The sequence below is a fragment of the Sphingomonas xanthus genome (genome assembly GCF_007998985.1).
Taxonomy (GTDB): domain Bacteria; phylum Pseudomonadota; class Alphaproteobacteria; order Sphingomonadales; family Sphingomonadaceae; genus Sphingomicrobium; species Sphingomicrobium xanthum.
Genome location: NZ_CP041659.1, coordinates 2143804 through 2156314, shown reverse-complemented (window position 1 = coordinate 2156314; position 12511 = coordinate 2143804). Strand labels below are relative to the sequence as shown.

General features: G+C 62.7%; 11 protein-coding genes. 1 reads left to right on the top strand and 10 read right to left on the bottom strand.

From position 1 onward, the window contains the following. Positions 1-6: 6 nt before the first annotated feature. Complete coding sequence (locus tag FMM02_RS10845; RefSeq protein WP_147494853.1) at positions 7-156, bottom strand: aa3-type cytochrome c oxidase subunit IV; 150 nt, start codon at positions 154-156, stop codon at positions 7-9. A 123-nt stretch (positions 157-279) separates the two neighbouring features. Between FMM02_RS10845 and FMM02_RS10840 the strand changes: the two genes are divergently transcribed. After that, on the top strand, positions 280-1716 hold the full coding sequence (locus FMM02_RS10840; RefSeq protein WP_147494852.1) for a sigma-54-dependent transcriptional regulator: 1437 nt from the start codon (positions 280-282) through the stop codon (positions 1714-1716). Here the strand turns inward: FMM02_RS10840 and folP are convergent. The 9 genes from folP to FMM02_RS10795 form a co-directional block, all read right to left on the bottom strand. Continuing rightward, complete coding sequence (gene folP, locus FMM02_RS10835; protein WP_147494851.1) at positions 1713-2771, bottom strand: dihydropteroate synthase; 1059 nt, start codon at positions 2769-2771, stop codon at positions 1713-1715. The genes FMM02_RS10840 and folP overlap by 4 nt on opposite strands. Before the next feature lie 7 nt (positions 2772-2778). After that, positions 2779-3921 carry a site-specific DNA-methyltransferase gene (locus FMM02_RS10830; protein ID WP_147494850.1) on the bottom strand — a complete coding sequence of 381 codons (1143 nt, stop codon included), beginning with the start codon at positions 3919-3921 and terminating at the stop codon, positions 2779-2781. A 194-nt stretch (positions 3922-4115) separates the two neighbouring features. Then, on the bottom strand, positions 4116-4730 hold the full coding sequence (locus FMM02_RS10825; RefSeq protein WP_147494849.1) for a ribonuclease HII: 615 nt from the start codon (positions 4728-4730) through the stop codon (positions 4116-4118). A gap of 62 nt (positions 4731-4792) precedes the next feature. Beyond that, positions 4793-5962, bottom strand: coding sequence for a bifunctional hydroxymethylpyrimidine kinase/phosphomethylpyrimidine kinase (gene thiD / locus FMM02_RS10820; RefSeq protein WP_147494848.1), 1170 nt, complete (start codon positions 5960-5962; stop codon positions 4793-4795). Positions 5963-5986: 24 nt separating this feature from the next. Next, complete coding sequence (gene glmM, locus FMM02_RS10815; RefSeq protein WP_147494847.1) at positions 5987-7321, bottom strand: phosphoglucosamine mutase; 1335 nt, start codon at positions 7319-7321, stop codon at positions 5987-5989. 24 nt (positions 7322-7345) lie between these two features. Continuing rightward, positions 7346-8029, bottom strand: a complete 684-nt coding sequence (locus tag FMM02_RS10810; RefSeq protein WP_147494846.1) for an NnrU family protein — start codon at positions 8027-8029, stop codon at positions 7346-7348. Further along, positions 8026-9414 (bottom strand): amidohydrolase family protein, encoded by a 1389-nt coding sequence (locus FMM02_RS10805; protein ID WP_147494845.1) that lies wholly within the window; start codon positions 9412-9414, stop codon positions 8026-8028. Before FMM02_RS10805 ends, FMM02_RS10810 begins: the two co-directional genes overlap by 4 nt. Then, positions 9411-10811 (bottom strand): amidohydrolase, encoded by a 1401-nt coding sequence (locus tag FMM02_RS10800; RefSeq protein WP_147494844.1) that lies wholly within the window; start codon positions 10809-10811, stop codon positions 9411-9413. The genes FMM02_RS10805 and FMM02_RS10800 overlap by 4 nt, the downstream gene beginning before the upstream one ends. Next, the gene (locus FMM02_RS10795; RefSeq protein ID WP_246104870.1) at positions 10811-12397 is read right to left on the bottom strand and encodes a peptide MFS transporter; all 1587 of its coding nucleotides are present in this window, start codon (positions 12395-12397) and stop codon (positions 10811-10813) included. Before FMM02_RS10795 ends, FMM02_RS10800 begins: the two co-directional genes overlap by 1 nt. Positions 12398-12511 lie beyond the last annotated feature (114 nt).

Sequence of the window (12511 nt, the reverse complement as noted above, 5' to 3'; positions counted from 1 at the left end):
GTCGGCCTAATTTGCGATGATGTAGATGACCGCGGCAGTTACGATCGCGGTCAGGATGGAGCCCCACTTCAACAGCTTCAGGAAGCCGTCGTAATTACGGTGATGCGCCGGATAATCCATCTCGGTTGCGGTCGGATGAGCCTTGTTGTCGGCCATGTGGCATGTTCCCTGGAAGCTGAGTTTCGGAAGCGTCTTAACAAGCCCCGCGTCCCTGCCCAAGGGCATTTTTTCGGTCGGTCCTTAAGTGCTGCTTTACTCCTTGCCGCTAGATAGACCCACATGCGTGAGGAAACGCTCCGGTCCCTGCTGCTGGTCGATGCCGATGCCCATGAGCGGCGGCAATTGTCGGCCGTTGCCTCGCGAGCCGGCTGGAGTACGGTGGGCGCGGCGGACCTCGAAACGGCAGTTGCCTTGCTCCAAGGACCCCACGGCCGCGAAGTTCGCGCCGCGATCCTGTCGAGTTGGAATGGCGAAGCCGGTCCGGAACTGATTGCGGCCATTCGCCAATCAAGACCCTCTCTACCGATCATTGCCTTGGCCGATGCGGGGTCAATCGCGCTAGCTGTGGACGCGATGCGCGCCGGCGCGTCGGACTATCTCGCCAAGCCGATTGCGCCCGAACGCCTGCTCGACGCGCTCGCGGCCCATGCTGACCGGCGACGTGCCGTTGGCGAACTTGCCCCCCTATCTGAAAAGATCGCGCCTGAACTGCCGCTCGACCAAATGGTCGGTGCCTCTCCCCAATTTCGAACTGCGCTGGCCGTAGCCGCCAAGGCCGCGCGGAACCGTCTGCCGATCCTAATCGTGGGGGAAGCGGGCAGCGGCAAGGAAACAATCGCGCGGGCAATTCATCATGCCAGCCTGCGCAGTCGCGGCCCGCTGGTCCAGCTCGATTGCAAGGCGATCGCTGCCAACATCATCGATAGCGAACTGTTCGGTCATATGCCCGGCGCATTTCCGGGTGCCTTCGCGGAACGGGTCGGCAAGCTCGTGGAGTCCGATACTGGCACCTTGCTGCTGGATGAAATCGGCGCGCTCCCTGCTGAGACACAGGCTAAGCTCGACCGCGTGCTGGCGACTGGAGAAGTACGTCCGGTCGGTTGCAACGGCTCCAATTCGGTCGATGTGCGAATAATCGCCACCTCCAGCCGCGCCTTGCCCGAGGATTTTCATCCTGGGCTTGCCGAGCGTATCGCTTCCGCCACGGTTGCACTTCCGCCGCTGCGCGATCGAAGCGGCGACATCCCCGCCCTCGCCCGCCATTTTCTCGCACGCTTTGCCGACGAACCGGGAATGCGCTCCCTCTCCATCGGCAATGACGCGCTGACCGTCCTGATGCGCTATGGCTGGCCAGGCAATGTTCGCCAGCTCGCTGGCGTGTTATTCCGCGCTGCGCTGCAGGCGGACGGCAACTCGCTGACCGCAGACGACTTTCCACATATCGCCATCCAGTCGCGCTTTTCAGGCCGCCGGGGCGACATTTCACCCGATATCGGCAAGGCTTCGACCGACGCGGCCATGTCCGGCGCACCCGGTGTGACCCTCTATGAACAAGATGGTCACCTTCGCTCGTTGAGCGACATCGAAGCTGACATCATTCGGCTCGCCATCGGCCATTATCGCGGCCGCATGACCGAAGTCGCTCGCCGGCTGGGGATTGGCCGTTCCACCCTCTATCGCAAACTTAGCGAACTTGGGATCGACAGCGCCGCCTAACGCTTCGGGGTCAGAGCCTGATCACGAAGGCCACGCCACACTTTCAGTGACTGCACCGTCTCAAAGACGTCATGTACCCGCAGGATCTGCGCGCCCTGTTCCATCGCCTTCTGCGCCAAGATCAGTGAGCCACCGATACGCTGATCAACCGGCGCCTCGTTGCTGAGTGCCCCAATCGTTCGCTTGCGGCTGGCGCCCAGCACAATCGGGCAGCCCAGTCCGTGAAACAGCGCGAGCCCGTTCATGAGTTCAAGATTGTGTGCGACTGTTTTGCCGAACCCTATCCCAGGGTCGACCAGGATCCGGTCACGGGCGATCCCAGCATCAATGGCGAATGCGATCCGGTCTTCCAGCCATTCGAACACTTCCACCAGAACATCGCCATAGCGCGGCGCATCCTGCATGGTCGTCGGGTCACCCTGATGATGCATCAGCACTACTGGCACGTCCGCGCTCGCGACGGCGGCTGCCGACTGCGGATCCCAGCTTAGCGCCGTGACGTCGTTGACCATCGCCGCGCCCTGCTCGACTGCCGCAGCCATCACCCCGGCCTTCCGTGTGTCGATCGAAACCGCATGCCCCGAGGCCGCGAGCTGCTGGACGACAGGCAGCACGCGCTCCAGTTCATCGCCTTCCCAAACAGTCGTCGCACCTGGCCTCGTCGACTCCCCGCCAACGTCGATGATTGCCGCGCCCTGCGATGCCATGAGCCCCCCGGCCTGCCCAGCTGCGCCGGGCTCAGCATAGGAGCCACCATCGGAAAAACTGTCAGGCGTTGCGTTGAGGATGCCCATAACCTGGGGCTGGTCGAGCCGAATGGTCCGCTGACCAAGCTGCAACGGCTGACGTGCGGCAGTGATCCTCGTCCAGTCTGCTGCCATCGCATCGTCAAACCGGTCTTCGATCCCCTCCACCGGGGCTAGCTCTCGGCGGCCATCGGGATGGATCAGTTCTACCGAAGCGAACCAGTTCAGCCCCCCGGCGAGCCGCGCGACCTTGCCGTCATGGCCGAACGGAGAATCTACGAAGCCCGTAGGACGAATAAGCGTGCGCATTGGTGCGCTATAGCGACGCGAGATGCTGCTGACGAAGCGTGTCGACAGGCTGCAACCTGCCTCCAATCTCTACGTGCCAGAAGGTCCAGCCATTGCAGCTCGGGGCGCCTTGAAGGGCGGCACCGACCTTGTGGATCGATCCAGCCGTCCCCTCGGCCTCGATCGAACCGTCGGCGCGAACGCTGGCCGACCATCGACGCTTCGCATCCGTCAGGACTGTGCCTGGCGGAACAAGTCCGCTTTCGACCAGCAGGCCAAAAGCCACGCGCGGCGCCGACCTTTTGTCGATCATCGTCGTCATCGAGCTTTCATCGAGCGGCAGCGCCTCTGCGATCCGGCGCGCCGCGACCTTGATATATGCAGGTTCACGCTCAATCCCGATCCAGCGACGGCCAAGCCGACGGGCAACCGCGCCCGTCGTTCCGGTTCCGAAGAAGGGATCGAGCACGACATCGCCCGGCTTGGTGCAGGCAAGAAGGATCCGGTAAAGCAGCGCTTCGGGCTTTTGAGTTGGGTGCGCCTTGTCGCCCTTGTCATCCTTGCAGCGCTCAGAGCCGGAGCAGATCGGCAGCACCCAGTCGGAGCGCATTTGAAGGTCGTCATTGAGCGCCTTCATTGCCTGGTAATTGAAGGTGTAGCGGGCCTTTTCGTCCTTGGCGCACCACAGCAAGGTTTCATGCGCATTGGTAAAACGGGTACCGCGGAAGTTGGGCATCGGATTGGCCTTGCGCCACACGATATCGTTCAAGATCCAGAAATCAGCATCCTGCAGCAATGCCCCGCACCGATAGATGTTGTGATAGCTGCCGATCACCCAGATCGTGCCATTGTCCTTCAGGATGCGCCGCGCCTCGGCCAGCCACTCGCGGGTGAAATCGTCATAGGCGGCGAGGCTGTCGAACTTGTCCCAATCGTCATCGCAGGCGTCGACCTTGCTGCCCTCGGGTCGCATCAGGTCACCGCCAAGCTGAAGGTTGTACGGCGGATCGGCAAAGATCATGTCCACGCTCTTGGCGGGAAGCTTCGCCATCTGCGCGATGCAGTCACCGACGAGAATTTCATCAAGGGGCAAATCGCGGCCGACGGCGCGAGGACTGGTGCGCGGGCGCGAACGCCCCGGGCTCTCCGATACGGGCACGATGATAGTCATTGAAACACTTCCCCTTCGCTCCACCCAGCGATGATTCAGGCCGGAGTCGCGGTCAAGGCAGGCGGAGGAAAGCAGGGCGCCAGCTAGTGGAGAACAAAAGGAATCCGTGGGCGCGCAGCCACAAGATGTTGAGTCCCGATGGAATTGCAGGACTCAATCCCTAGTGGTGTAACTCGAAAGACTCGGCGCCGAAATTATTCCAGCGGCAGGCTGATCTGAGCCCGTTCCCTCACCCGGCCGAAGCTCTTGCGATGAAGCGGCGTCAAGCCAAGCTCGTCGAGCGCGCGGATATGTGCCGGTGTCGGATAGCCGCGATTGGTTTCCCATCCGTAGCCCGGATAGTCGCGCGCATAGTCAGCCATGATCCGGTCGCGCGTTACCTTTGCGACGATCGACGCAGCAGCGATCGAGCGGCACTTGGCGTCACCCGAGATGATCGCCTTGGAAGGGCGCTGCCAACGCGGCGTGGCATTGCCATCCACCAGCACCCACGCTGGTTCGAAGCCCAGCGCCTCGACCGCGCGGCTCATCGCCAGCATTCGTGCCCAGTAGATGTTGATCTGGTCGATTTCCTCGACGCTCGCCATGCCCACCCCGATCCGGGCGACCTTCTGCAACCGCCCGAAGATGGCTTCGCGGGTTGGAAGGTCGAGCTTTTTGGAATCGTCGATCCCGCGTGGGAATTTCTCCCGATCGAGCACCACCGCCGCGGCCACCACGGGACCCGCGAGCGGCGCGCAGCCGGCCTCATCGACCCCGGCGAGAGGTTGCGGAAACGGAAGTTCAAGCTTGAAACAGGGTCGCTTCATTGCCTCTCGATGCTAGCCAGCCTTGCCGGTCGCTGCCACCATCCGTTTGAAATTTTTGTGGATTATTCCGCCATGCGCCACGGAGGAAAGCGTCGGTTCTCGCCTGCACGATAGAGAAATACCGTGTTTCCCGATGGATCGCGCAGCCGCGCTTCGCGCCACATCCAGGGTTGGTTGCGTGGACCATGTTCGAACGGAATGCCCGAACGCGCCAGCTGCTCGACCCGCTGGTCGAGATCGTCGCATTCAAAATAGACCGCCACCGTCTCCCCGATTTCCGCCTCGGGATCGCATTGCACCGAGAAAGTCGCAGCGCCCGCCTCGAACCGCGCGTAGTGATTTTCCGGGCTATCGACGATCTGCTTGAGACCAAGCCGCCGATAGAAATCAACCATCTTGGCATAATCCTTGCCGGTCACTGTGACCTGGTTGAGCCGAAGCCCAAGGCCAGTATCAAGCTTGACCGCGTAGTGGCCAAGCGGGCCGTGGCCTTGTCCCAATCCGGGCGCCTCGTGCAGCGCCATGCGGACAAACAAGCGCGCCCGCTCGACCGCCTGGGACAGGGGAAGTCCCGCTCCAAGATAGAAGGCAATTCCGCTGGCCAGCGTACAACCTGTGCCATGGGTCGAACTGGTGTGAATCCGCTGACCCTGCCAGCTGGTCATATTATCTTCTTCGATCAACGCATCGGCAAGGGCATCGCCTTCCTCATGCCCGCCCTTGATCAGCACCGCGCAACCATGGCGCGACACCAGGTCGAGCGCGGCCGCCACTTCATCGTCCTGCCCCGTCAGCCTGCGCAGTTCAGGGAGGTTCGGAGTCGCGACCGCGGACACTTCCATCAGCTTGCCGAAAGCAGCGATCGTAGGGTCGTCGGCGAGCGTCGCACCGCTTGTCGCCACCATCACCGGGTCGAAGACGATTGGCACACCGTCCAGTTTCTCGAGGCGCGCGGCGATGTGCAGCGCGGTGAAAGGCGATCCGATCATGCCGATCTTGACCGCATCGACGCCGATGTCCTCAACCACGGCATCGATCTGCGCCAGCACGGTCTCGGTGGGGATCGCATGGACGGCCGTGACGCCCTTGGTATTCTGCGCGGTCACCGCAGTTACCGCGGTCATGGCATGGCCGCCGAGCATCGTAACAGTCTTGATGTCCGCCTGGATGCCCGCCCCGCCTCCGGAATCGGATCCGGCGATAATCAGGATGCGGGGAGTTTTGGCGGTCATGGCAATGGCCTTAGCGCCAATGTCTTAAGCAGCCGCAACCGCATCGCAGATGCGATCGACCAGCCGCTCGACCATCGCCGGGTCGTCGCCTTCGGCCATAACCCGAATCAGCGGCTCGGTGCCCGATTTCCGGATCACCAGCCGGCCACGGTCGCCAAGTTCGGATTCCGCTCCTGCGATCGCCTTCTTGACGCTGTCAGTCTCTAGCGGAGTGCCTCCACCGAAGCGCACATTCTTGAGTAGCTGCGGTACCGGCTCGAACATGTGCAGGACTTCGCTGGCGGGCTTGCCCTGCTCGACCAGCGCCGACAACACTTGGAGGCCCGCGACCAGGCCATCGCCAGTCGTCGCATGGTCAGACAAAATAATGTGACCTGACTGTTCGCCCCCGACATTGCAGCCCCGCTCGCGCATACCTTCCAGCACATAGCGGTCGCCAACCGCCGTCCGGTGCAAGGCAAGTCCGTGGTCCCCAAGCTTTCGTTCGAGCCCCAGGTTGGACATCACCGTCGCGACAATCCCGTCCCCGCGCAACGTTCCGCGCGACTGCTGGCACAAGGCGATCAGCGCCATCAGCTGATCGCCATCGACCAGTTCGCCCTTCTCGTCGATGACGATCAACCGGTCGGCATCGCCGTCCAGCGCCAGGCCTAGGTCGGCGCCTGAGGCGACTACCGTTTCCCGCAGCAACTGCGGCGCGGTAGATCCGCACCCGTCATTGATGTTCGTGCCGTTGGGTTTGGTGCCGAGTGGGATAATATCGGCGCCCAGCTCCCACAGCGCATCAGGGGCAACCTGATAGGCCGCGCCATTCGCGCAATCGATCACGACCTTCAGCCCGTCGAGCCGCAATTGATCGGGGAAAGTCTTCTTGGCGAAATGGATATATCGGCCGCGGGCATCGTCGATGCGCTTGGCTCTTCCGACCTTTGGCGCGTCGATCAGCTCCGCTGGCTCACCCATCAGTACTTCGATCGCGAGTTCCGTGCTGTCGCTGAGCTTGTAGCCGTCCGGTCCGAACAGCTTGATCCCATTGTCGGCGAAGGGATTGTGACTGGCAGAAATCATCACGCCTAAATCGGCGCGCAATTCCTTCGTGAGCATCGCAACCGCTGGGGTGGGCATAGGACCAAGCAGGATCACGTCCATGCCGACCGAGGTGAAACCGGCGACCATCGCCGATTCCATCATGTAGCCCGACAAGCGGGTGTCCTTGCCGATCACCACCCGGTGCCGGTGATCGCCACGCAGGAAAAAGGTGCCGGCGGCCTGGCCGACCCGCATTGCCGTATCGGCGGTCATCGGAGCGACATTGGTGCGCCCGCGAATCCCGTCAGTTCCAAAAAATTTGCGTCCCATCAGCGGCGCATTAGCTTGAAAGGCCTAACCGACAAAGGCCCAGATTCCGGCTTCCCGATAGCCTAGCGCGCCATGCGCCCAGGTCGCTCCCAGCCACAGCAGCGTACCGGTCACCAGTGCGAAGCCGTCGGCGGACCTAAACCCGCGACCATAAGGGATGAAGGAGGTCTTCTCCTGCCATGCGACCCAGGTCCCGCCGAGCAGCTTTCGCTTCTTCACGTCCTGCATCACCGACCCGGCGAGCGCGAGAAATGCGATTGCGACACTCAGGATCACACTAGCTGGAGTGGGGTTCACGATGATGTGGGTCACGGCCCATAGAGCAAACCCCCACATCATCGGGTGGCGGGTGATGGCGAAAACACCGCGCGGTACACCGATGCTTGCAACCCGCTTGCCCGGTTGGGGGAAAGCCGGATTTCGCCGCAATGACCCCATAAACAGTACCGATCCCAACCACATCAGCACGGTGCCCGCAGCAAAACCTGCGCGCCCAGCGTCCCACAAGAGTTGCGGCGCCTCAGCCGAAGCCAGCGGATAGGCCCACATCGCCCAGGCGAATGTGATCAGCGCAACCAGGGAATAGATGCCGGCAAAGGCCTTCTCCCCGACCCACGCGACGAGCGGTGCGCGAAGCGGATGCGAGAGCAGGAAGTGGGTCCCGATAAAGGCCGCGAGTGCCAGAATCAGCACCCCGTGCCAGCTCATTTGCGATAGGCCTCGGGCAGCGTCTGGCGATCCAGCGACCGATAGCGGTCACGCAGCTTGGTCTGGTGATTGTCGAGCGGCTGTCGAACTCCGTCGATCCACACTGCCTCTGCCGCGGACGCAAGATCGAGCGGATCGCCCGACCAGATGACGACGTCACCACGGCGCCCGGCTGCCAGGCTGCCGATCTCCCGCCCCAGCCCGACCGCTTCTGCCGGCCGTGAGGAAATCATTGCAAAAGCCTCGCTCCAGCTGACCCCCGATGCGCCCGGGACCTTGGTGAGCGCCACCAGGTTTCCGGCATATTGCCGCTGGTTGCGGACGTAGCGCGTGTCATTATCGTCGATCATTCCGATCGCGACCTTGACCCCGGCATTGCGCATTCGCCCGACGTTGGACTGGGTCGCACCGAGCATTTCGAAGCTCGCGGGCAAGTCATTGAGCGCCGATGCGATCACCCACACGCCCGACTGCGCGATCCGATCCGCCACGAGCCACCCTTCGGTCACGCCGACCAGCGCCAGCTTGAGATTGGGAAATTCGCGCTTGAGATCGAGAACGTTCAAAATGTCCCGTGCCCGTTCGACATGGACCAGCAGAAGCTGGTTTCCGCGCAACACGGGGACAAGAGCAGCCGCATCGAACCGGTTGAGAAGCACGTCATCGCCGCGCCGCACGTCGGTGGTATAAAGCCGCGATTCATTGGGATTTTGCACGACCGGCCTGGTCCGTGCGTCGGGCGTGTCGCCACCGACAGTGAGCGGACCGACATTGCGCCCCAGCTGTGCAGCTTCGCGAAGAGCGTTGCGGAACAAGGCGAAGGTCGAGGCTCTGGATCCACCGGCCCGCTCCGCGCCCCCCTCGCCCATTTCGACGAACTGAAAGACGCGCGATTTGACGACCGCTTCCATATCGGCGCCGGTATCGATTACCGCGCCCTGCCCTGCGAAAATGCTCCGCCCGGCAACCGGCGCGACGACCGCCCTTGTGACCCCGTCGGCCCGACTGACCGCGATGGTCGAGGCCATCGGGTTGATCGCCGGAGCGACATCGAGCGCCGCGCCGAACGGGCTGTTGCGCGTTTCGGTATCATCCGATCCTTCGGCGCCCAAATCGACTTCGGCCAGGCCAAGCCGCGAAAAACCGGCGACAATACCGGGCGTCACCCACTTGCCCGAGGCGTCGATAACTTCGGCACCCCCCGGGACAGCAACATTGGCGCCAGCGGCAAGAACACGGCCGTCGCGTACAACCACCGTTCCGCCCTGGATCGGCTCCGAACCGTCACCCAGCGCCACGGTTCCATTGACGATTGCCACGGTCTGAGCCGTGAGCGGCGCCGCGCTTGCCAGCAGCGCCGCAGCAATGAGCGCAAGGCGCGTCATTTCACATCTCCCTCGCCCGGCTGGCCAAGCTCGAAATCGCTGACCGGTCGAAGCCGCGGATTGGCAGCATCGTAGAGCAAGGTGCCGTCGATCCATACCCGCTCAGGCCGGGTATAGGCGCTGAAGGGATTTCCGTTCCACAGCACGACATCGGCCATCTTGCCGGGCTTCAAACTGCCCGTCTGGTCGAAAATTCCGAGCGAACGCGCCGGGTTGGCACTGAGCCAGGTCCAGGCCACTTCCTCGCTGATATTGATGCCGGCGCGACGCCCCGCAGCCATGGCCTTTGCAGCTTCCTGGTTCAGCCGCTGGATGCCGTTGGGATCGTCAGAGTGCACGATCGCGCAGGCCCCGGCATTGTGGACGAACGCGATGTTCTCGTTGATCGCGTCGTAGCTTTCCATCTTGAATCCGTACCAGTCGGCCCAAAGCGCGCCGCAGATCCCGTTCTCCCGCATCAGGTCGGCGACCTTGTAGGCTTCGACGCCGTGCTGGAAGCTGGCGATCTTGTAGCCAAACTCCTTGGCGACATCGATCATGATCGCCATTTCGTCGGCACGGTAGCAATGGTTGTGGATCAGGATCTTGCCGTCCAGCACACCGCGCAGCGTGTCCATCGCCAGATCGCGGGCGGGAATTTCGCCCCCGGCGGTTTCATATTTGCGCCACTTGCGGCGATATTCTTGCGCCTTGGCCCAGGTCTGGCGGACGTAAGCGATATTGCCCATCCGCGTCGCGGGCATCTGCCCCTTGCCGCCGTAAACCCGTTTCGGATTTTCGCCGCAGGCCATTTTCAGCCCATAGGGAGCGCCCGGAAACTTCATTCCCTGCATCGTGCGCGCAGGGACATTTTTCAGTGTCACCGATCGCCCACCGAACAGGTTGGCCGAGCCGGGAAGGATCTGCAGCGACGTCACCCCGCCATTAGCAAGGGCGCGCGAGAATCCGGGATCCTGCGGCCAGACGCTATGCTCGGCCCACACTTCGGGCCGGGCCGGGCTGGTCGCTTCGTTGCCATCGCTGTGAGATGCCGTGCCTGGCGACGGATAATCGCCCAAATGGCTATGAACGTCGATAATCCCCGGCGTCACGTAACGCCCGGCGGCATCGATTTCATAGGCACCGGCAGGTGCCGCAATGTCTGCGCCGCCTACTGCCTGCACCTTGCCGTCGGCCAAGACCACGGTCCCGGCCTCGATCCGCCCGCCTTCGCCATCGAGGATGGTGGCGTTGCGGATCACCGTCACTGCCCCCGGATAAGCCCGGTAGGTCGACGGATAGGGGTTCTCATTGATCCGGATCGCGCCCGGTTTCGGCTTGGCCTGCGGGATGCAGGCGGCGAGGGCCGCGGCGGCAATTACTGCCCCCGCGACCCTCTTGCTGGCCAGGCCGTGCATCAGGCCTTGGTCTCCCCGGTAAGGTTGGTGCCCGCGGCCTGCGGTTCACCAAGCTCACTCATGCCTGCCAACTCCTCGTCGTCCCGGAGGGTGTCGAGGTGCATCAGGCGGCGGATGAGCGGCGAGACGACGATGACGCCGACACCGACCGCGACCGAGACCCAGCCGATCTTGTCATAGACCGACAGCACGACCTCCTTGGCCGCACCTTCACCCGACGCTTCTTCCGAACCCGTCGCAGCGGCGATCAGGCCGGCGACAAAGTTGCCGGTCGCCGAGGCGAAGAACCAGGTGCCCATGATGAGCGACGCCATATGCTTCGGCGCAAGCCGGTTCATCGCGCTCAGGCCCACCGGCGACAGGCAGAGTTCGCCGGTCGTGTGCAGCAGGTAGATGAGGAAGATGAACAGAACCGGCGTGGCATTTTCCATCCCGACTGCGCCCGCGCCCCAAACCAGGACGAGGAAGCCCAGGCCGAGCTGGATCAGGCCAAGACCGAACTTGGCCGGAGCCGAAGGCTCAAGCCCACGGCGCCCAAGCCACGTCCAGAGCCCCGCGAACAGCGGTGCCAGCAGGATGATGTAGATCGGGTTGATCGACTGGAACAGCGAAGCCTCGACGCCCTGGCGATCGACATAGCGATCGGTGAACAGGTTCAGCGACGAACCGGCCTGCTCGAACAGCGCCCAGAACAGGATCGACCCGATGATAAGGAAGATCGCGGCGAAAATTCGGTCCCGGTCGTTCCCGCCGATCTTGATCGCCTGCCAGATGACATAGCTCACGAGGATCGCGCCGAACACGCCGAGGATGCTTCCGACAATCGCCTGGTTCTGGACCAGCCACCAGGTAACCGCGACGGCTACCAGGCCGACGAGGTACAGGAACCACTCGAACTTGATGCCCATGTAGGGACGGGTCAGCGCTTCGGGGTTGCTGCTTTCGCCCTTGCCTTCAAGCAGCGGCTTGAAGATCACGAAAACGACGAGGCCGAGCAACATGCCGATACCGGCAGCGCCGAAGCCGTAGGCCCAGCCATAGGTCTGGCCGAGGTAGCCAGCGATGATCGTGCCGACCGCCGCACCGACGTTAATGCCCATGTAGAAGATCGTGTAGGCACCATCGCGACGGACGTCAGTCCGCGGATAGAGCTGGCCGACGATCACCGAAATGTTCGCCTTGAGGAAGCCCGAGCCGACGATGATGAACGCCAGCGCAGCCCAGAAGACGTTGATCATCGGGTTGGCCTGGCCAGCCGTCGGATCGCCTTCGAAGGCCATCAGGAAGTGACCGCAGGTCAGGAGCACAGCGCCGAAGAGAACCGCCTTGCGTTGCCCGAGATACTTGTCGGCGAGATAACCGCCGAGCACCGGCGCGATATAGACCAGCGCAGTGTAGGCACCGTAAATGACGGACGCCTTCTCGTCGTTGAACAGCCAATGCTGGGTCAGGTAGAAAATCAGCAGCGCGCGCATGCCGTAGTAGGAGAATCGCTCCCACATTTCGGCGAAGAACAGGACGTAAAGTCCCTTGGGATGGCCGGCGAATTCCTTCTTCGCCGACGCTACGATTGTCCCGCCGCCAATTAGCAGCAGGATCAGAAATGACGCCGCCACCGCGACGATAATTTCCTGTGGACCCACAAATTCCTCCCAGTGCTTCAGGACCTTCCGGTCCTTTCTCGTTGTCGCGGCACCCTA

What these genes read in the sequence shown, in the direction of transcription:
- FMM02_RS10845 (WP_147494853.1), bottom strand. Translation starts at nt 156, where the DNA reads ATGGCCGACAACAAGGCTCATCCGACCGCAACCGAGATGGATTATCCG.
- FMM02_RS10805 (WP_147494845.1), bottom strand. Translation starts at nt 9,414, where the DNA reads ATGACGCGCCTTGCGCTCATTGCTGCGGCGCTGCTGGCAAGCGCGGCG.
- FMM02_RS10830 (WP_147494850.1), bottom strand. Translation starts at nt 3,921, where the DNA reads ATGACTATCATCGTGCCCGTATCGGAGAGCCCGGGGCGTTCGCGCCCG.
- thiD (WP_147494848.1), bottom strand. Translation starts at nt 5,962, where the DNA reads ATGACCGCCAAAACTCCCCGCATCCTGATTATCGCCGGATCCGATTCC.
- FMM02_RS10800 (WP_147494844.1), bottom strand. Translation starts at nt 10,811, where the DNA reads ATGCACGGCCTGGCCAGCAAGAGGGTCGCGGGGGCAGTAATTGCCGCC.
- FMM02_RS10825 (WP_147494849.1), bottom strand. Translation starts at nt 4,730, where the DNA reads ATGAAGCGACCCTGTTTCAAGCTTGAACTTCCGTTTCCGCAACCTCTC.
- glmM (WP_147494847.1), bottom strand. Translation starts at nt 7,321, where the DNA reads ATGGGACGCAAATTTTTTGGAACTGACGGGATTCGCGGGCGCACCAAT.
- folP (WP_147494851.1), bottom strand. Translation starts at nt 2,771, where the DNA reads ATGCGCACGCTTATTCGTCCTACGGGCTTCGTAGATTCTCCGTTCGGC.
- FMM02_RS10810 (WP_147494846.1), bottom strand. Translation starts at nt 8,029, where the DNA reads ATGAGCTGGCACGGGGTGCTGATTCTGGCACTCGCGGCCTTTATCGGG.
- FMM02_RS10840 (WP_147494852.1), top strand. Translation starts at nt 280, where the DNA reads ATGCGTGAGGAAACGCTCCGGTCCCTGCTGCTGGTCGATGCCGATGCC.